Raw genomic sequence first — 20064 nt, forward strand, 5'->3', positions numbered from 1 at the left:
GCCGTCAGACCCGATCCATGAGCCCCGAGCGACAGGCGCCCGTTCCGATCGAAGAGGAGATGCGGAAGTCGTATCTCGACTACGCCATGTCCGTCATCGTCGGCCGCGCGCTGCCCGACATCCGCGACGGCCTCAAGCCGGTCCACCGCCGGGTGCTCTTCGCCATGCACGAGCTGGGGCTGAACTGGAACCGCGCGTACAAGAAGTCGGCCCGCGTGGTCGGCGAGGTGCTCGGCAAGTACCACCCCCACGGCGACGCCCCGGTCTATGAAGCCCTCGTGAGAATGGTCCAGGAATTCTCCCTGCGCTATCCGCTGGTGGACGGGCAGGGCAACTTCGGCTCGATCGACGGCGACCCGCCCGCGGCCATGCGCTACACCGAGACGCGCCTGGCCAAGATCGCCCACGAGCTGCTGGCCGACATCGACAAGGACACCGTCGACTTCACGCCGAACTTCGACGAGTCGCTGCAGGAGCCGGTGGTCCTGCCCACCAAGGTGCCGAACCTGCTCGTCAATGGCTCCTCCGGCATCGCGGTCGGCATGGCCACGAACATCCCGCCCCACAATCTCCGTGAGGTGGTGGACGGGCTCATCAAGGTCATCGACAACCCCGACGTCACCATCGACGAGCTGATCAAGGTGATCCCGGGGCCCGACTTCCCGACCCGCGGGTACATCTACGGGCGCAGCGGGATCCGCGAGGCCTACACCACCGGGCGCGGCATCATCACCCTGCGGGCCAAGGCCCACGTCGAGAAGATGCGCGGCGGCCGCGAGGCGATCATCGTCACCGAGCTGCCGTACCAGGTGAACAAGGCGACCCTGATCGAGAAGATCGGCGAGCTGATCCGCGACAAGAAGATCGAGGGCATCAGCGAGCGCCGCGACGAGTCGAACCGCGAGGGCATCCGCATCGTGCTGGAGCTGGGGCGTGGCGAGATGCCGCAGATCGTGATCAATCAGCTCTACAAGCACACGCCGATGCAGACCACCTTCGGGGTCATCATGCTCGCCCTGGTCGGCCGCCGGCCCCAGGTGGTGAACCTCAAGCAGATGCTGCAGGAATTCGTGGCATTCCGCCGAGAAGTCGTCACCCGCCGCACCAAGTACGATCTGGCGCGCGCCGAGGAGCGGGCCCACATCCTCGAGGGCCTCCGCAAGGCGGTCGACCAGCTCGACCTGGTCATCCGGCTCATCCGCCAGGCCGAGAGCCCCGACGCGGCGAAGGACGCGTTGATGCGCCAGCTGCAGCTCTCGGAAATCCAGGCCAAGGCCATCCTGGACATGCGGCTGCAGCGCCTGACCCAGCTCGAGCGGCACAAGATCGTCGAGGAGCACGAGCAGACCCTGGCCCTCATCGCGGACCTCCAGGGCATTCTCGCCTCCGAGTCGCGCCTGCTCGGGATCATCAAGGACGAGCTGGGCGCCCTGCGGGAAGAGTTCGGCGACGAGCGGCGCACCGAGATCCTCGCCGAGACCGCCGACCTCACCATCGAGGACCTGCTCGCCGACGAGGACATGGTGGTGACCATCACGCGGTCCGGCTACATCAAGCGGACGCACGTGGAGGCCTATCGCAGCCAGAAGCGCGGCGGCAAGGGCGTGACCGGGATGGAGACCAAGGAGGAGGACATCGTCGAGGACCTGTTCGTGGCCTCGACCCATTCCTATCTCCTGTTCTTCACCAACAAGGGCAAGGTGCACTGGCTCAAGGTGCACGAGATCCCCGAGGGCGGCCGGCAGGCCAAGGGCAAGGCGATGGCCAACGTGCTGTCGCTCGCCGAGGGCGAGCGGGTCGCCACCTGCGTCCCGGTGCGCGACTTCGAGTCGGGTGGCTACATCCTCTTCGCCACCAAGCAAGGCAAGGTCAAGAAGACCGAGCTGTCCGCCTTCTCGCATCCGCGCGCCGGCGGCATCCTGGCCATCACCCTGGAAGAGGGCGACGAGGTGATGGGCGCCCGGCGCACCGACGGTCAGCGCGAGGTGCTCCTGTCCACCAAGCAGGGCATGATCATCCGCTTCCCGGAGGACGAGGTGCGGCCGATGGGGCGCACCGCCGCCGGCGTGCGCGGCATCGACGTCGAGGAAGGCGACCAGGTCATCGCGGCGGAGACGATCAAGGAAGGGGTCACCGTCCTCACCGTCACCGAGCGCGGCTACGGCAAGCGCACGCCGCTCGACGAGTACCGGCTGCAGGGCCGCGCGGGCAAGGGCATCATCGACATCAAGACCGCGGGTCGGAACGGCTCGGTGGTCGGCATGCTGCAGGTGCGCGAGGGCGACGACATCCTGGTGGTCACGACCAAGGGCAAGATCATCCGCGTCCACGCCGACGAGGTGACCAGCCAGGGGCGGAACACCATGGGCGTGCGGATCATCGATCTCGACGCCGAGGATCAGGTGGGCAACCTGGCCCGCGTCGAGGCCGAGCAGGCGAGCCCGGAGCCGACCGAGACGGAGTCACCGTAGGCCCCGCCGGCCCATCCGCGCCGGACGGGGTGACAGAGGCCGCGCTGCCGCGGCCTCTTTTTTGTTACCTTCTCTCCCTCTCCCCTCTGGAGAGAGGGCAGGGTGAGGGGACGTAGGAGCGCAGGGGAAGAGAGGAGGCGCGCCATGCTCGACATCAGGCTGATTCGCGAAGATCCGGCCGCGGTGGAGCGCGCGCTCGCGACCCGGGGCGCCGCCATCTCGCTTTCGCCGGTCCTCGCGGCCGACGCCGAGCGCCGCCGCCTCCTGACCGAGACCGAGGAGCTCAAGGCCGAGCGCAATCGCGCGTCGGAGGCGATCGGCCAGGCCAAGCGTCGCGGCGAGGACGCGCAGGCGGTGACCGCGCGGATGCGGGAGGTCTCCGACCGGATCAAGGCGCTGGACCTCCAGGTCAAGGACGCCGACGCGCGGCTCGAGAGCCTGCTGCTCGAGATCCCGAACCTGCCGCACCCGAGCGTGCCGGTGGGCCGCTCGGCCGACGACAACGTCGAGGTGCGCCGCTGGGGGACGCCACGCGCGTTCGAGTTCGAGCCCCGGCAGCACTTCGAGATCGGCGAGGCGCTCGGCATCCTCGACTTCGACCGCGCGAGCAAGATCGCCAAGGCGCGGTTCACCGTGATGTGGGGCGCCGCCTCGCGCCTGAGCCGCGGGCTCGCCCAGTTCATGCTCGACCTGCACACGCGCGAGCACGGCTTCACCGAGCTGTGGGTGCCCCACCTGGTGAATCCCGAGACCATGGTCGGCGTGGCGATGCTGCCGAAGTTCGAGGAGCAGATGTTCAAGACGGTCGAGCCCGACGCGGGGCGCACGCTCTACATGATCCCGACCGCGGAGGTAGCGCTCACCGCGCTCCACGGCGGCGAGATCCTGCCGGAAGCCGAGCTGCCCAAGCGCTACTGCGCTTTCACCCCGTGCTACCGCCGCGAGGCCGGCACCTACGGCCAGGACACGAAGGGCATGATCCGGCAGCACCAGTTCGACAAGGTCGAGATGGTGAAGGTGACCACCCCCGCGCAGTCCTACGACGAGCTGGAGACGATGGTGCGGAGCGCGGAGACGGTGCTGCAGCGGCTTCAGCTACCCTACCGGGTGATGACGCTCTGCACCGGCGACCTGGGCTTCCACTCCGCCAAGACCTACGATCTGGAGGTATGGCTGCCGGGGCAGGGCAAGTATCGTGAGATCTCGTCCTGCTCGAACTGCGAGGCCTACCAGGCGCGCCGGCTCGATCTCAAGTACCGCCCGACGGGCGGCGCGCGCGTGGAGCTGTGCCACACGCTCAACGGGTCCGGCCTCGCGGTCGGGCGGACGCTGATCGCGGTGCTGGAGAACTACCAGCAGGCCGACGGGTCGGTCACGGTGCCGGCAGCGCTGCGCCCGTACATGGGCGGGCTCGAGCGCATCGGCCCCGGTCGGGCCTGAGCCAACGCGGAGGGGTGGCCGAGCGGTTGAAGGCGCCGGTCTTGAAAACCGGAATCCCGCAAGGGATCGGGGGTTCGAATCCCTCCCCCTCCGCCATTTCTCTCACCGTCGCGCTCAGGCGGGAGACATCTCCTCCGCGACGGTAGCCGGCCCCGCGCCGTTTGGCGTCACCAGCACGCGACGCGCGTGGAAGGCGCGCAGCGTGCTGCGATGGCCCACGCTGACGATGGTCGCGCCGGGCAGCCGGTCCCGCAGCAGCGCGTAGAGCCGCGCCTCGGTGTCCTCGTCGAGCGCGGAGGTCGCCTCGTCGAGGAAGAGCCACTCGGGCTTCTGCACGAGCGCCCGGGCGAAGGCGATGCGCTGCTGCTCCCCCGGCGACAGTGCGAGCGCCCAATGCGCCGACTCGTCGAGACGCCCCGTCAACGCGCCCAGTCCCACCACCGCCAGGGCCTCGCGCAGCGCCGAGTCGTCGATGCCCTCGAGCGGCGCGGGATAGCTGGTCACTTCCCGCAGCGTGCCGATGGGCAGATAGGGCTTCTGCGGAAGGAACAGGACCCGAGCGCCGCGCGGCAGGCGGATCAGGCCGCGACCGAACGGCCAGATACCGGCGATGGCGCGGAAGAGCGTGCTCTTGCCGGCCCCCGACGGCCCGCTGATCAGCGTGGTGTCGCCGGGCCGGATGGCGAGGTTGACGTCGTCCAGCAGCGGGCGACCGCCCGGTAGCTGCAGATGCACGCGATCCAGCGCCAGCCCGGCCTCGGTTCCCGCCTCCCGGAGGACGCCCTCCTGCGCGGCCTCCGCGCGCACCCGGGCCAGGGTGTGCTCGAAGCCGAGCAGCCGGAGGACCACCGCGCGCCACTCCGCGAGGTCGGTGTAGGAGTTCACGATGAAGGAGAGCGAGTCCTGGACCTGGCCGAAGGCTTGCGAGGTCTGCATGAGGGCGCCGAGCGGGATCTCGCCGCGGAAATAGCGGGGTGCGGCCACCAGGAACGGGAAGATCACCGCGGCCTGCCCATAACCGGCGGTGAACCACGTCAGCCGCTTCTGCCGCCGCATGATGTCCCACCAGTTGCGCACCACCCACGAGAATCGCTCGCGGAAGTTCCGCATCTCGTCGGCCTCCCCGCGATAGAGCGCCACGCCCTCGGCGTTCTCGCGGAAGCGCACCAGGTTGAAGCGGAAGTCGGCCTCGTACCGCTGCTGGTTGAAATTGAGCCGCACGAGCGGCCGCCCGATGCGGTTGGTGAGCCAGGTGCCCGCGATCGCGTAGAGCAGGGCCGCCCATACCATGTAGCCCGGAATCGTGATGTGCGTGGTCCCGAGCGGGATCGTGGCCGCGCCCGAGAGTCCCCAGAGAATGCCGAGGAAGGAGACCAGGGTCACGAAGGCGCGCAGGCCGCCGATGCTGAGCGATAGCGCGCCCGCGACGAACAAGCGCAGGTCGTCGGCGATGCGCTGGTCCGGGTTGTCGGTCTCGCCGGCGGTGAGCTGCATGCGGTAGTAGGCGCCGTCGGCGAGCCAGGCGCCCAGATAGCGCTCGGTGAGCCACCGGCGCCAGCGGATCTGCAGCATCTGGTTCAGATAGATCTGGTAGACCGCCGCGATGATGTAGAGCAGGGCCAGCCACGAGAAGCGGATGAGGAGGTTCCAGAACGCGGGGAAGTCCTTGTCCTGGATCGCGTTGTAGAAGGAGTTGTACCACTGGCTCAGCAGCACGTTGATGAACACGGTGAACAGCGCGAGCGCGATCACCGCCGCGAGGAGCCCACGGCCGGCCCAGCGGTCTTCCGAGAACCAGTAGGGGCGGATGAGCGTCCAGGCATCGCGCAGCAGCGCTCGCAAGCGGGTCATTGGCGTGGCCTCCCGGCCTCAGGATAGGACAAGCCGCGGGATCTCGCCGGGTTCTCGGGTGGTCGCGGCGGCCCGAATGCCCTATACTCTGGTGGCTTGACGTGTGGAGAGGTGGCCGAGTCGGCCGAAGGCAGCCGCCTGCTAAGCGGTTACAGGGGCAAAACCTCTGTCCCGGGTTCGAATCCCGGCCTCTCCGCCAAGAGCGCCCTTAGCTCAGATGGATAGAGCGTCGGACTACGAATCCGAAGGCCAGAGGTTCGATTCCTCTAGGGCGCACCACTTCTGGACGTCTCTCTGCTCCACCCTCGACCCGGCCGGGAGAGGGTAGGGCAGAGAGCGTCTCCTTCATCGCCGTCCCGATGCACGCCGACGAGCAATGGATGGCCCTCGCGCTCGAGGAGGCGGGGCGCGGCGCCGAGGCCGGGGAGGTGCCCGTCGGCGCGGTGGTGGTCGTCGAAGGCCGGCTGGTGGGCCGAGCGCACAACACGCCGATCTCGCTCTCGGATCCGACGGCGCATGCCGAGATCCTGGCCCTCCGCTCGGCCGCGCGCGAGACCGGCAACTACCGGCTGACCGCCGCCACACTGTACGTCACCGTCGAGCCTTGCGTGATGTGCTGCGGCGCAGCGCTCCACGCGCGGATCGCCCGCCTGGTCTATGGCGCCGAGGATCCCAAGGCCGGTGCGGTGCAGAGCCTCTATCGTCTGCTCGAAGACCCGCGGCTGAACCACCGGGTCGAGGTCGCGTCCGGCGTCCTCGCCGCCGCGTGCGGAGCGAGGCTGAGCGAGTTCTTCCGGGCCAGACGGGCGTGACCCCGCGAGCGGCCTTCCGAGTCGAGATGCCCTGGGCCGGATCCTTGGTCGGCATCCTCGCCGTCCTGCTCGGCGGCTGCTTCCTGGTGCCGGGGTCGCCCAAGCGGCCGGATGCGGCGGCCCCGGTCTCGGGTCCCGTCCCGTACGTGGAGGAGTGCCAGACATGTCATGGCGGGCGGATCGACAAGAGCTATCGGCAGAGTCTCCATGCCGCCGTGGGCATCCGCTGTGGGCAATGTCACACCCCGGGGGGGCATCCGGACTTCACGGCACCGGTCGAGGACGGCACGTGCGGGGGATGCCATCAGGCCCAGTACCAGCAGACGCTCGAGAGCAAGCATTTCGTCGGCCGACAGATGCGCGTGCTGAATGACGACCGAGCCGCCCGGGTGGCGCTGCGCCGGGAGGGATTGACCGCGGCCACGCCGCGGGGACGACGCTTCGTCGGCGATTCGTCCGCGGCCGCTCTCGGGGGGCGTCTCTGCGCGGCTTGCCACTACGACGAGCATCGGCTCGGACTCGGGTCGGTCCACACCGTGGACTTCTGCAGCGGATGCCACACCGGTCGAGCGGATCACTACCCGGACGTGACGCCCAACGTTCCGAATCGCTGCATCGAGTGCCACGTGCGAGCCGGCGAGACGGTGGCCGGCCAGCGGGTCAACCGCCATCAATTCGCCGTGCCGGGAGCCGAGGGCGCCGGTCGATGAACGGGCAGCGCTCCTTCGACCGCGGCATCGCCCGGGCCATGACCCGGCGTCAGTTTCTGGCCCGCCTCGCCCGCGCATCGGCGGCGGCGACGCTGGTGTCGTCGACGCTGGGGTGCGGGAGGGTACGCGGCGCGATCGCGCGTCTGGGCAGCACCGAGGAGCCCATCTTCAATTCCGTCCAGGAAGAGGTCGTCGAGAAGATCATCGACGGCTTCAATCCGCCCGACACGGAGATTCGTCAGCGTCTCGCGCGCGAAGATCCGGACTACGACCCGGTGGCGGTCTATGCGCAGTACGCCTGGGCTTCGGGCGACGAGTTCCTGGCCAGCATGCGGTTCCTGGTCGATTTCGTCAACGTCCTGCCGACCTTCACCCGGACGTTTTCCACGCGCTACGGTCTGCCCGCGCGCCTGGAGCTGAGGCGGTTCCATCCCGTCGATGCGAACCGCTACTTCTTGTTCCTGCGTGACAGCAATATCCGGGCGCTGCGCAACATCTTCAGCGGAGCCCGGTTCATCGGCACGGCCCCCATCTACGTGAACGAGAAGGTGACGTGGAAGGCCATGAACTATCCGGGCCCCTGGGTGCGGGAGACCGACGGCGCCACCGCCGATCTGGGCCGTACCACGTCCTTCGACATGGCCGAGGAGACCGAAGACAACGTGGCGGCCCTGCGTCGCCGCATCGTGAGGCACGACGCGCTAGGCGGAGGCCTCGAGGCCGCGCGAATCGTCGATGGGGACGGCCGGCTGGTGCTGGAGACCGACGTGGTGGTGGTGGGGTCGGGAGCCGGCGGCTCGTTCGTGGCCGCCGAGCTGGCCGCGAAGACGAAGCAGCGCATCCTCGTGCTCGAGAAGGGCGAGTTCATCGAGCCCGCGGAGTTTCTACAGCGCGAGCGCCTGATGATGCCGCGCATGTTCGACACGGAATTCTCGGTGGTCGAGGTCTTTGGCCGCTCGATTCCGACGGTGTCCGCCGCCGTCGTGACCGGCAAGCTGGTCGGCGGCTCCGCGACGATCAACCACGCGCTGGCCTTCGAGCCGCCGAGGCCGGTGATCAGGGACTGGCGCGACCTCTATGGTGCCGAGCTCGACTACCAAGACCTCGAGCCCCACTTCGCGGCCATCCACAAGCTCCTGCGAATCGCGCCCGTCCCGGAGTCGCAGATCGCGGGGAGCAATCTCGCGTTGCGCCGGGGCGTGCAGGCCCTGGGCCTGCCGCATCACGGCCCGGCACAGCGCAACGCGCACCAGTGCATCGGCTGCGGATTCTGCGATCTGGGATGCCGCTACAACCGCAAGCTCACGCCGCTCAACGTGGTGCTCCCGCTCGCGGCGCGACACGGAGCCCAGGTGCTGGCGAATTGCCGGGTGGACCAGCTGTCGCTGGAGGCGCTGCCCGGCGACGGACGGGCCGGGCGCACGCATCGGGTCACCGGCGTGGTGGCGCACCTGACGGATGCGCGCGGCCGGGACCGGCAACGCGTCGAGATCCGGGCGCGACGCGTCGTCCTGGCCGCCGGTCCCTTCGCCTCGCCGCGCATTCTCATGCAGAGTGGAGTGCCGGGTCTCCGATTGGCCAAGGGATCGGAGCGCGCGGTGGGAGAGCGCTTCTCGACGCACGCGACCACGACCTTCTTCGCCGACTTCGACCAGGCCCTGTATCCGTCCGCCGCGACCCCGCCCATGGGCTACTTCGTCAAGAAATACGAAGTCGCGGATCAGACGAGGGCCGATCCCGCCCGCGACCACGTCCGCTATGCCCTGGAAGGGCTGCTGAGCCATCCGCTGGCCATGGCCCAGCTGGTCCCGTACGAGTCGGCGGAGAGTCACCTCGCGTTCATGAAACGGCTCAATCAGACCATGACCCTCGCGGTGATGTTCCGCGATCGGCCGGTCGGCCGCGTGACCGCCAAGGGCTTCGAGTACGCGCTGGCCGAGGAGGACCAGCCCGCGTGGCTCGACTCGCTGCGGACGGGCGCCCGCATCATGTTCGCGGCGGGCGCCCGCCGCGTCTTCTTCAACAGCCATCGCCCGCTGATCCTGAACGGTCCCGCCGACGTCGACGCGACCTTGACCGCCGACCTCGTGCGTCAGGAGCGCATCCAGATCACGAGCGGCCACCCCATGGGCGGTTGCGCGCTCGGGGGCAGTCCGAAGCGCGACGTGGTGGACTCTCGCGGCCGCTCCTGGGACGTGGACGGATTGTACGTGGCCGACTCCTCCATCCTCCCGACGTCACTGGGCGTCAATCCGTGCTACACCGTGTATGCGCTCGGCCGCTACATCGCGCAAGGCATCGTCGAGGACATGAAGCCATAGACCGAAGGAGACCTTCGCCATGACGCGCGTGACCCGAACCATCGTCGGCGCCGCGCGGTCGCTCGTCCTGCGATCGGCAGCGCCTGGGCCACCGGGCAGATGCTGACGGACGCCAAGGCCGCGGGGATGCCGGCGAAGAGCTGTCACCGCGAGGCGATGCCCAAGAACGCGAAGGCGCTGAACGACCGCGGCAAGTTCCTCAGACCGACCTGCAGGCGCGCGGGCTGACGGCCCCCGACATGAAGAAACTCGGTGACTGCCCCGGAGGCAAGGAGCAGAAGTGACCGGGGCGACGGCTGCCGATCCTCACCCGAGGACGACCCGCACGCGGTGCGTGGCGCCGTCGCTGGTGAGCGGGACGCGGCCGTCCGCGACATCGCGGGAGATGCCGTCGAACTCGATGGACGCGATGCCGCGGGTCACCCCGCTCGGGTTCTCGACCGCGATCTCGTAGCGCGACGCGTGGTACCGGAACGTGATGTCGAAGCGGCGCCACCCGCGCGGGATGCAGGGATCGAGATAGAGCACCGCGCCGCGTAGCCGGAAGCCGAGCAGCCACTCGAGCCCGGCCCGGTACATCCAGCCCGCCGAGCCGGTGTACCAGGTCCACCCCCCGCGGCCGACGTGCGGGTACTCGGCGTAGACGTCGGCGGCCGCGACGTACGGCTCGACCTTGTAGCGATGGACGCCGGCGCGGGTGCTCGCGCGGTTGATCGGGTTCAGGATCGAGAAGAGCTCGTTCGCCTTGTCGCCGTTTCCGAGCGCGGCGAAGGCCATGACCGTCCAGATGGCCGCGTGCGTGTACTGGCCGCCGTTCTCGCGAATCCCGGGCGGATACCCCTTGATGTACCCCGGGTCGAGCTGCGCGTGGTCGAACGGCGGGGTGAACAGCAGGACGAGCTCCTGATCCCGCCGGACCAGATACTCCTCCACCGCGGCCATGGCCCGCGCGGCCCGCCCGGGCTCCGCGGCACCGGAGATCACCCCCCACGACTGCGCGATGGAGTCGATGCGGCACTCCGGGTTCACGACCGATCCCAGCGGGGAGCCATCGTCGAAATAGGCGCGCCGGTACCAGTCGCCGTCCCAGGCGTGCGCCTCGAGCGAAGCCTTCAGCGCGTGGACGTGCTGACGCCACGTGTCGGCCCGCGTGACCTCGCCTCGCGCCTCGGCCAGCCGGGCGAACTCCCAGAGGGTGGTGTGGAGGAACCACCCGAGCCAGACGCTCTCCCCGCGTCCTTCGTGGCCCACCCGGTTCATGCCGTCGTTCCAGTCTCCGGTGCCCATCAGCGGGAGGCCGTGCGATCCGACGGAGAGGCTCCGGTCGAGCCCGCGCGCGCAGTGCTCGAAGAGCGTGCCGGTCTGGGCCGAGAGCGTGGGCTCGAAGTAGGCATCGTCCTGTCCGTCCGGGATCGCGGGGCCCTCGAGAAAGGGGACGATCTCGTCGAGGAGCGTGGAGTCCCCGGTGACCTCGAGGTAGTGGGTGACCGCGTAGGGGAGCCAGACCGGGTCGTCCGAGATCCGGGTCCGCACGCCTCGCCCGGATGGCGGATGCCACCAGTGCTGGACGTCGCCCTCGACGAACTGGCGGCCGGCGGCCCGGAGGAGATGCTCGCGTGCGACCTCTCGCTTCGCCACCACGAGCGCCATCACGTCCTGGACCTGGTCGCGAAAGCCGTAGGCGCCTCCGGCCTGGTAGAAGGCCGAGCGGGCCCACAGCCGGCAGCCCAGCGTCTGATACAGGAGCCAGCGGTTGAGCATGAGATCCATCGAGCGGTCCGGCGTCTTGACCTGGATGGCTCCGAGGATGTCGTCCCAGTGGGTCCGCACCGTCTCCAGCGCGAGGTCGAGGTCCTCGGCGCGATATCGCACCAGGAGGGCACGGGCCTCGTCCGCCGAGGCCGCTTGACCGAGAAAGAACACGAGGTCCTCCCGGCCCCCCGCGGGCACGTCGACCACGGTTTGCAGCGCCGCGCACGGGTCGAGGCCCACGCCGACCCGTCCGGATAGCCGGCCTCCCCCTTCCAGCAGGGCGGGATGGTCCAGGGTCCCGTGGCGACCGAGGACCTCGGCTCGATCCCCGGTCCATCCGGTCTGGCGACCTCCGAGATCGGCGAACGCGACGCGATCCGCGAACTCCTGGCTCCACGGATTGCGGGCGAAGATCGCGCCGGTCTCGGAGTCCACTTCGGTGACGATGAACGGCGCGGTGGCGGCGCGGGACGCCCCGAGGACCCACTCCACGTACGCGGTCACCGATAGGCGGCGCGGCCGGGTGGAGCGATTCTCGAGCGTCAGCCGGGAGATCTTGATCGGGCCGTCCCGCGGCACGAACTGCACGAGGCGCGTCGCGACCTCGTGGGACGTGTGCTCGAAGCACGTGTAGCCCTGACCGTGCCGCGCGACGTAGGTCGAGGCCTCTTCGCGGATGGGGAGCAGCGTCGGGCCCCAGAGCTCTCCGGTCTCCTCGTCCCGGATGTAGATCGCTTCACCCGGCTGGTCGCCGACTGGATCGTTGGACCACGGGGTCAGCTGGTTCTCCCGGCTGTTGACCGACCAGGTGTATCCGGCGCCCGACTCGGAGACCTGAAACCCGAACGCGGGGTTGGCCATGACGTTGATCCATGGGGCGGGGGTCCATTGCCCCTCCCCGAGGACGGTCGCGTACTCGCGCCCGTCCTCGACGAAGGCTCCCAGGCCGTTGAAGAACTCGGAGGCCCCGCGCGAGGACCGGGCGTCCAGCGGCGCGGCCGGCCGGACCGGACGCCGCCGGGGCGCGGCGGGGACCGGAGGTGGCTCAGCGCGCGCGATCTGCTCCGCGAGCGTGCCGTGCCGGCTCAAGAGGATCACCCGGGCCGCCACCTGCAGCGCGGCGTGATCCGACGGCGAGAGCAGATCCTTCCGGAGGATGAAGACGTTGCCGTGGGGGCCGTCCTCCCGCGCGTCTCGTCGCGCCGACTGGCTCGTTCGCAGCAGGGCCTCGAGCGAGGACTGGAGCTCCTGGGTATAGGAGTGCGCCCTCTCGTTCACGATGACGAGGTCGACGGCCAGCCCCTTCACGCGCCAGTACTCGTGCGCGCGGAGCAGCTGCCGGACGATCCCGCGGTCCTCGGGCTCGTCGATCCGGACCAGGACGATCGGAATCTCGCCGGAGATCTGCTGGGCCCACAGGGCCGATGGCCCGGAGGTCGGCCGGCCGAGCGCGTCCGGCGCGGGCCGCAGGGCGGGGTCGGAGTAGATGACTCGGCTGGCCAGGTTCTGGAAGAGATGCGCCTCCTCCGGCTCGATCCCGAGGTGGTGGCACTGGACCTGCGCCTGCGTCCAGGCCAGCGTGACGGTGCGGTCGAAGGTTGCCGGGTCGCGATACTTGTCGGCGAGGGCGACGGCAGCCTCGCGTGACCGGGCGACCAGCGTGGAGAAGATCAGCCGGGCGGCCTTGCCAGGGTCGAGCTGGATGCGGCGCCTCAGGCTGAAGATCGGATCGAGGACCGAGCCCGCGGTGTTCGACAGGGGCCGCCCGTCGATCACCGACATCGGCGTGCGGATGGTCCGCCCCCGGCCCAGGAAGCGCCCCCGGTCGGTCTCGTACTGCGGGCCGCCGCCGGTCTGGCCCTCGACGACGACCGTGTGGGCGGCCCAGATGGACGGCTCCCCGGCCGAGCGGACCCGGCGGGTGGCCAGCAGGCCTCCGAGGTCGGGGAGCGCTTCGGTTTGTACGAAGAGGTTGGAGAATGCCGGGTGCGCGGTGTCAGCGGCCGGGGAGGCCAGCACCAGCTCGGCGTAGGAGGTCAGCTCGAGCTCGCGCACGTGCGGCCCGAGGTTCGTGATCGATACGCGGCGGATCTCGGCGTCATCCTCGGGAGACACCAGCACCTCGAGCGCGGTGGTGATCGCGCCGTCGCGGCGATGGAACTCCGCCCGGTCTTCGGAGAAGGTGACCCGGTACGCATCGGGCTCGACGCCGGTGGGCTGATATCCGGCCGACCAGACCGCGCCGCTCTGCACGTCCCGCACGAAGATGTAGGCCCCCCAGTGATCGCGGGTGGCGTCTTCCCGCCAGCGCGTGATGCCGAGGCCGGCGCATCGGCTGTAACCGGAGCCCGCGGCCGTGAGCATCACCGCGTAGCGCCCGTTCGAGAGCAGGTGCGTTCGAGGCGTGGGGCCATGAGGGGTCGTGAACTGCCGGAAGGCGGGCTCGACGAAGTCGCGGAGGTGGGCCGGCGCGTGGACCTCCTCGACCCGGGGACGCGCGACCGCCACGTCCCGAGGCGCCCGCTCCTGGAGGAGCAGATCGGTGGCCTGCACGATCGGCTCGGCGTGGAACCGCGCGCGCATCGCGCCGTCGTGGAGCGCGTTCGCGAGGGCCACGAGAGTCATGCCCTGGTGGTGCGCCATGTACGCCCGGACGATGGCCACTCGGCTCCCCTCGGGGACGCGCGATCGCGTGTAGTCGAGAGCCTCGTAGAAACCGTACGGCCCGCGGGCGCCCACCGCCACGAGCGCCGAGAGGTTCCGGGTGACGGCGACCGGATCGACCATCGCGGCGAGGGCGGTCGCGTAGGGCGCGACGACCAGATCTTCCCCGAGCCCCCGCTCCAGGCCCAGGCCCGGGACCCCGAAGTTCGAGTACTGGTAGGTGAGATCCAGATCGCGCACGTTGTACGCCGACTCGGAGATGCCCCACGGGACGCCGTGCTCCGCGCCGTAGCTCATCTGACGGCGGACCACGAGGTGATAGGTCTCGTCGAGCAGGCTGCCCGCGGGAGAGTCCATCACGAGCGCGGGCATCAGGTACTCGAACATCGAGCCGGACCAGGACAGCAGCGCCGACCCGATACCCACCGGAGTCATCGGGCGGCTCAGGTGAAACCAGTGCGAGACCGGGACGTCGCCCTTGGCGATGGCCACGAAGCTGGCGAGGCGCGCCTCGGAGGCAAGCAGGTCGTACGCGCCCGAGTCGAGGCTGCCGTCGGTGACTCGGTACCCGATGGAGAAGATCTTGCGGCTGGGGTCGAAGAGGAAGCCGAACTGCATGTCGTCGGCGAGCTGTCGCGTGGCTTCACCGACAGCCAGGAGGCGACGGACGAGCGCGGCGGCGGACGCCGAGGAGCGCTCGAGGCTGTCGATGGCCTGGTCGAGGTGACGGATGGTCTCCTCGACCACGGGGCCCTCCCCGAGAAAGGTCTCGCGGAGGACCGTGAGCTTGGCGATCACGGCCTGGCAGCGGTCGGGCAGATCGGCGGGGGCGGGCGACGAAGCGCGGAGGGACTGGAGTGCGGCCAGCAGATCGGCCAGCAGATCGCGATGACCGCTCGCCAGGTGCGTCTCGAGGAGCGGTGTCCAGGGCAGGATGGTCTGGAGATCGCGCTCGTGGCCGGCGATGGTCGCGCGCGCGGCCTGGGCCCAGACCAGGACGTCGGAGCTGTCTGGCTCGCCGCGCTCGGCGGTCAGCGCGCGCGACATGTCGACGAGGGTGTCGGCGTGCCGGGCCAGGTCGGCGAGACGAGCGGCCCAGTCTGCCGCGGTCGTCGGCGGCTCCTGGAGCGCGGCGGTGAGGACCGCGCAGGTCTCGGTGAGCTGACGGGGCGTGACGGTCTGCGTGCGCCGGTCGGCGGGGAGCCCGCTCGCGGCGTCCGCGGCGAGGAGCACCGTGTCCCGCAGTCCGTCGAGCCGGCCGCGATCCAGCAGGGGCGCGTGGATGGCGTCGCGACAGGCGTTGGCGATGGCGAGCAGGTGAGCCGCGAGGTTACCGCTATCGACGGTGGACACGTACCGGGGCTCCAGCGGACGAAGCCCGCCGGTATCGTACCAGTTGTAGAAGTGGCCGCGGAACCGCTCGAGGCGGCGCATGGTGGCGAGCGTCGCTTCGAGGCGATCGAGGGTGTCGAGGATGCCGAGCCAGCCGAAATCGTGCGCGGCGACGACCGAGAGCAGGTACAGCCCGATGTTCGTGGGCGAGGTGCGATGGGCAACGGTCGGTCTCGGATCCTCCTGGAAGTTGTCGGGCGGAAGGAAGGCGTCGTCCGGCCCGACGAACGTCTCGAAGAAGCGCCAGGTGCGGCGTGCCGTCGAGCGGAGGATCTGGCGGTCCGAGGCCGTGAGGGTCTGCGCCGGCGACGGGCGCGGGGGGCGACTCACCCACCGGGCGGCCAGCGGGGAGAGCGCCCACGCGATGGCGAACGGGGCGGCGAGCGGGGCGCTCTCCGGGCGCAGGACCACGACGAGAGCCCCGGTCGCCGCCGCGAGGATCAGCGCGCCGCGCATGCGCCGGTAGACGGAGGTGACGGCACGGGACATGTCCGCCTTGGCCTGGGCCGCGGTCGTCCACTCGAGGAGCCGCCGGTGGGTCAGGTATAGCCGCACGAGCGTGCGCGCGATCGCGTCGCTCATCAGCCACGCCTGGTGGGCGAGGAAGGCGATGGCGAGGACAATCTGGGATCCGGACAGGGCGAAGCTCTGTCCCGCGCTGCGGATGTAGGTTCGCTTCGAGATGCCGCGCCGCCGGGGCACGATGTCGGCCAGGGCGGGAAGCAGAGCGGGGAGCGCGAGCGTGGCCAAGATGAAGGTCGTCCACACGAGGGCGGGACTGCCGGGAAGCGTCCAGGCGGAGACGAGGGTGAGCCACGCCGTCGGGGCCGACAGGGTCCGGCGGAGGTTGTCGATGATCTTCCACGCGCCGATGAGGGGGAGCCACCTGCCGCGCCGGCCGCCGATCACGTCGCCCTTGAAGATCCACGGGAGGAGCTGCCAGTCGCCACGCGCCCAGCGATACTGGCGCCTCGCGGCGACCTCGTAGTCGCTGGGGAATTCCTCGAAGAGCTCGATATCGGTCACGAGGCCGGCCCTGGCGAAGATCCCTTCGAACAGATCGTGGCTCAGGAGGGCGTTCTCGGGCACGCGACCCTCGAGCGCGGTGGCGAAGGCCGCGACGTCGTAGATACCCTTGCCGGTGTACGAGCCCTCGCCGAGGAGATCCTGGTAGACGTCGGAGGTCGCGGACGCGTACGGGTCGATCCCGGCCGGCCCGGCGAAGATCCGGTGGAAGAGAGACCGGCCGCCCTCGGTGGGTATGGTGGGCGTGATCCGGGGCTGGAGGATGGCGTAGCCATCGACGACGCGCCCCGACTGGACATCGAGGACCGGCCGGTTCAGAGGATGGGCCATGGTGCCGACGAGGCGGGTCGCGGCGCCACGCGGCAGCCGGGTGTCGGCGTCGAGGGTGATCACGTAGCGGATGCCCGAGGGAACCTGAGGCGGGCGTCCCCGAGTCCCGATGAAGGTCGTGTCGGTCGCGCCCGCGAGCAGATGGTTGAGCTCGTCGAGCTTCCCGCGCTTGCGCTCCCACCCCATCCACTTGCCCTCGCCGGGGTTCCAGAGCCGCCGGCGATGCAGCAGGAGGAAGCGGGCTCCCGCGGCCGGTGCGGGACCGTTGCGGGCGTTGAGACGCGCGATCCCGTCGGCCGCCGCCGCGAGGAGCCGATCGTCTCCCGGCATCGTCTCGGCGGGGCCGTCGATCCAGTCCGACAGGAGGGCGAAGTGGAGGTTTCCGTCCGGGTTGGCGAGGAAGTGGATCTCGAGACGATTGACGTGCTCGGCGATCTCGTCCTCGCTCGTGAGCAGCGTCGGCACGACGACGAGGGTGCGCAGGCCCGGAGGCACGCCCCCGTGGAGCTCGAGGCGTGACAGCGCCTGCGGCCCGATCAGGGCCATCACCGCACGGTTGACCAAGGCGATCGCCAGGTCCGAGGCCGGGATCACCGCGAGGAGGGTCAGGAGCGCCACTGCCCCCCAGCTCATGCCGGAGGCGTGTGCGGCGAGAACCGGCAGCGCGAGGAGCGCGCCGGTCACGACCGCGAGGGTCGCGAGGTAGCGCGGCGTCGCGCTCGTCAGGAAGGCCCGCACGAGCCATCGTCTCGTCGGGATGTGGTAGCCGATCTCCTTTTCGAACAGGGGCCGGCCCTCCGCGAGGAGGTGGTAGCCCGGATCCTGCGCGCGCGCTCCGGGGGCGGCCCGCCGGGCCACGGCCATCGCCAGCCGGGTGACCTCCAGCTCGGAGCGGCGGGAGCCGCGGGCCAGATCCTCGATCGCGTGCCGGTACTGATCGCGGGTCGCGAAGTCCATGTCGCCGAAGCGGGTGGCGGCTCGCAGCGTGTCGTCGACGAGGCTGACGCTCTCGAAGAAGTCCGCCCAGTCGAGGGTCGACATCATGCGCAGGCTGGTGATCACGTTGCGGACCGTCACGTTCATGCCGGCCTGGCTCTGATGCTCGGCCTGCACGAGCTCGTCCGGCGAACCGCCCCGCTTGGCGATTTGCTCGTCGAGCCATCGCAGGGCGGGCGTCGATTGCGGATCCTGCTCCCGCAGGCGCTGGACGAGCTCGACCGTGAAGGCGGTCGACAGGTCCGCGGCGGGAAGCCCCTGAAACGCGAGGGGCTGCGCGGGTCGGCCGGCCAGGCCGAGCAGATCGTTGGCCAGGGCGTCGGCGGCCTGGCGGGCGGCACGGCCGGTCACGATACGCTCGGCGAGGCGGCGGAGGTTCTCGAGGAGCACGATCCGGAGGGCGATCGGAACGGCCCAGAGCTCGCCGATGGTCAGCGGCTGCACCCGCTGGAACGCGCGGACGAAGCGCTGGAGGGTGTCGGGCTCGACGCGACTGTCCGTGTGCGCGACGAAGGCCCACGCGAGGCCGAGCACGCGGGGGTAGCCCTCGAGGGGCTCGTCCGCGAGCTTGGGCAGCTGCCGGTAGAACCCGAGCGGGAGATCCTCGCGGACCTGCCGTGCCACCGCCTCCACGATGTGGAAGTTGTCCACGAACCACTCCGCGGCGGGGGTCGTGGCGCCCTCGTCTCGGATGACCGCCGCGATGTCTCGATAGCACTGGAGCAGGACGCGCCCGCTGTCCTGCACGCGAGGGGACCGGCGGCCGTTCTTACCCCGGGCGAGGACGGGTCGGCGGGCGATGCGCTCCGCGTGCTCCTCGAGCCGCTCCGGGCTCCACAGGTCGGCCCGGATGGGGTCCTGGGCTCCCGGCGCGAATGGAGACGAAGACGCGTGGATGTCGCGTAGTAGCAAGGGGCCATCACTCCGTGAGGTTCCGGCCGAACTCGACCGACCGAGTATTCCGCGCAGCCTCGAGAGTATCATGATATAAGTTAAATAAGAAGCATAAGTGCTTGGCCGACGCAATGCGGAGGTGATGATGTTCGAGGACAAGACCAGGGTCCTGCTCATTCTCTCCCAGGACGTCGTGGACCGGGCTCGCGTGTTCGCGGGGCGGGCGACGACCAAGCTCAAGGGTCCGGTGAGCCTGCAGATGGTTCTTCGCGCGCTCATCGACGAAGGTCTCAAGGGGGACAGCGAGGAGGTCCTTCTCGCCCACGTCGAGCGCCAGGTGCAGGCGGTGCGGACGATCCGGAAACGAGCGGTGCGGGCCATCGGCCGTCGGCGGAAGCGTGCGTGATCGGACAACCGCTGCACGACGCGGGGAGATCGGCCAGTGACCGGCGGGGCGGGCCAAGAAGCTCGGAGAGCTCGCGGCCATTGCCGAGTCGTACGAGCGGACGGAATTCGTGATGAAGACCGGGTGGGCAACCTTCCCCGGGCAACCGGACCCCAATCGAGATGTCGCAGAAGCCTGCGCGTCCGCGCTCCTGAAGACCACCACCGCCAAGTAGGGTCCCCAAGCCTGCGCTCGTCCGCGATGGCGCAGCATCGCGAGAAGAGGTTCGACGGCCAGGCTCGCAGCCGCGGCACACTTTCGCGTCCCGCCTCGGCATGGCTGGGGTAGACTTGCGCACGGTCCAGCGGCCGGGCGGGTGGCCGACTTGGCGATAGCTCAGCTCGATGTCCGCCTGGCTCCTGATCACCTACGCGCCGCGGTCGACTGGCCGCGGCCAATGGCGAGGTTGCTCGCCGGGCCGTCGTGCAAGATACTGGGAACGTTACGCGGAGGGGTGGCCGAGCCCGGTTGAAGGCGTCCGACTCGAAATCGGATAGGGGCGCAAGTCCCTCGGGGGTTCAAATCCTCTCCCCTCCGCCAAATTGATCGCACCTTCACGAGCGCGCTGAAAACGCGGAGGGGTGGCCGAGTGGCCGAAGGTGCGGCACTGGAAATGCCGTGTACGGGCAACCGTACCGTGGGTTCGAATCCCACCCCCTCCGCCAAATTGGTGACGCTGGGCCGATCGTCGCGCTTGCCGGTTGGCGAGAAGGGTCCAGTGGCGAGGCGGCGCCCGAAGTCGGCCCGCGAGGCGTACTTCCTGTACGTTGAGCGGATTGACGAGGGCGCCAACGAAGCCAATGGGCCCTTATCGGCAACCGGCGCAGGTGGGCCGTGCTAGACGGGGAGGTAGCGGTGCCCTGTAACCCGCAATCCGCTACAGCGGGGTTGAATTCCCTCTCGAGGGCCGGTCGTGTCGAATGAGCCGTACGGGACGGCGTTGAGGGTTGGGCCCCACGC

Annotated in this window: 9 protein-coding genes, 5 tRNA genes and 1 other RNA gene; 13 read left to right on the forward strand and 2 right to left on the reverse strand. The window is 69.8% G+C overall.

Annotation, left to right across the window (positions count from 1 at the left end; genetic code table 11):
* Positions 1 to 17: 17 nt before the first annotated feature.
* The 3 genes from gyrA (at position 18) to VKN16_12405 (ending at position 4007) form a co-directional block, all read left to right on the forward strand.
* Positions 18 to 2471, forward strand: coding sequence for a DNA gyrase subunit A (gyrA, locus tag VKN16_12395; GenBank protein HME95007.1), 2454 nt, complete (start codon positions 18 to 20; stop codon positions 2469 to 2471).
* 144 nt (positions 2472 to 2615) lie between these two features.
* The gene (serS, locus tag VKN16_12400; protein HME95008.1) at positions 2616 to 3911 is read left to right on the forward strand and encodes a serine--tRNA ligase; all 1296 of its coding nucleotides are present in this window, start codon (positions 2616 to 2618) and stop codon (positions 3909 to 3911) included.
* A gap of 8 nt (positions 3912 to 3919) precedes the next feature.
* A tRNA-Ser gene (locus VKN16_12405) sits at positions 3920 to 4007 on the forward strand.
* An 18-nt stretch (positions 4008 to 4025) separates the two neighbouring features.
* Here VKN16_12405 and VKN16_12410 read toward each other — a convergent pair.
* Positions 4026 to 5762 carry an ABC transporter ATP-binding protein/permease gene (locus VKN16_12410; GenBank protein ID HME95009.1) on the reverse strand — a complete coding sequence of 579 codons (1737 nt, stop codon included), beginning with the start codon at positions 5760 to 5762 and terminating at the stop codon, positions 4026 to 4028.
* 105 nt (positions 5763 to 5867) lie between these two features.
* Here VKN16_12410 and VKN16_12415 point away from each other — a divergent pair.
* The 6 genes from VKN16_12415 to VKN16_12440 all read left to right on the forward strand — a co-directional run bounded on the left by VKN16_12415 (position 5868) and on the right by VKN16_12440 (position 9833).
* Positions 5868 to 5961 (forward strand) — tRNA-Ser (locus tag VKN16_12415).
* A gap of 3 nt (positions 5962 to 5964) precedes the next feature.
* Positions 5965 to 6041 (forward strand) — tRNA-Arg (locus VKN16_12420).
* Positions 6042 to 6121: 80 nt separating this feature from the next.
* Positions 6122 to 6574 (forward strand): tRNA adenosine(34) deaminase TadA, encoded by a 453-nt coding sequence (gene tadA / locus VKN16_12425; GenBank protein ID HME95010.1) that lies wholly within the window; start codon positions 6122 to 6124, stop codon positions 6572 to 6574.
* Positions 6571 to 7284 (forward strand): hypothetical protein, encoded by a 714-nt coding sequence (locus VKN16_12430; protein HME95011.1) that lies wholly within the window; start codon positions 6571 to 6573, stop codon positions 7282 to 7284. The genes tadA and VKN16_12430 overlap by 4 nt, the downstream gene beginning before the upstream one ends.
* Positions 7281 to 9605, forward strand: coding sequence for a GMC family oxidoreductase (locus VKN16_12435; protein HME95012.1), 2325 nt, complete (start codon positions 7281 to 7283; stop codon positions 9603 to 9605). The genes VKN16_12430 and VKN16_12435 overlap by 4 nt, the downstream gene beginning before the upstream one ends.
* 99 nt (positions 9606 to 9704) lie before the next feature.
* On the forward strand, positions 9705 to 9833 hold the full coding sequence (locus VKN16_12440) for a hypothetical protein (GenBank protein ID HME95013.1): 129 nt from the start codon (positions 9705 to 9707) through the stop codon (positions 9831 to 9833).
* Between the two features lie 78 nt (positions 9834 to 9911).
* Here the strand turns inward: VKN16_12440 and VKN16_12445 are convergent, their stop codons facing one another.
* A complete protein-coding gene (locus VKN16_12445) occupies positions 9912 to 18677 on the reverse strand; it encodes a glucoamylase family protein (protein HME95014.1) in 8766 nt (2921 codons plus the stop codon).
* A gap of 97 nt (positions 18678 to 18774) precedes the next feature.
* On the opposite strand from VKN16_12445, the gene VKN16_12450 reads away from it, so the two are divergent.
* The 4 genes from VKN16_12450 to ffs all read left to right on the forward strand — a co-directional run.
* The gene (locus VKN16_12450) at positions 18775 to 19065 is read left to right on the forward strand and encodes a hypothetical protein (GenBank protein HME95015.1); all 291 of its coding nucleotides are present in this window, start codon (positions 18775 to 18777) and stop codon (positions 19063 to 19065) included.
* Between the two features lie 487 nt (positions 19066 to 19552).
* Positions 19553 to 19644 (forward strand) — tRNA-Ser (locus VKN16_12455).
* Between the two features lie 35 nt (positions 19645 to 19679).
* Positions 19680 to 19769, forward strand: a tRNA-Ser gene (locus VKN16_12460).
* A 167-nt stretch (positions 19770 to 19936) separates the two neighbouring features.
* An RNA gene (gene ffs, locus VKN16_12465) (signal recognition particle sRNA large type) lies at positions 19937 to 20064 on the forward strand; the annotation flags it as partial.

Source organism: Candidatus Methylomirabilota bacterium, assembly GCA_035315345.1.
GTDB lineage: Bacteria > Methylomirabilota > Methylomirabilia > Rokubacteriales > CSP1-6 > CAMLFJ01.

Bases quoted from the DNA above. Each gene is read 5' to 3' on its own strand.
- gyrA (HME95007.1), top strand. From the start codon at position 18: ATGAGCCCCGAGCGACAGGCGCCCGTTCCGATCGAAGAGGAGATGCGG.
- serS (HME95008.1), top strand. From the start codon at position 2,616: ATGCTCGACATCAGGCTGATTCGCGAAGATCCGGCCGCGGTGGAGCGC.
- VKN16_12410 (HME95009.1), bottom strand. From the start codon at position 5,762: ATGACCCGCTTGCGAGCGCTGCTGCGCGATGCCTGGACGCTCATCCGC.
- tadA (HME95010.1), top strand. From the start codon at position 6,122: ATGCACGCCGACGAGCAATGGATGGCCCTCGCGCTCGAGGAGGCGGGG.
- VKN16_12435 (HME95012.1), top strand. From the start codon at position 7,281: ATGAACGGGCAGCGCTCCTTCGACCGCGGCATCGCCCGGGCCATGACC.
- VKN16_12440 (HME95013.1), top strand. From the start codon at position 9,705: ATGCTGACGGACGCCAAGGCCGCGGGGATGCCGGCGAAGAGCTGTCAC.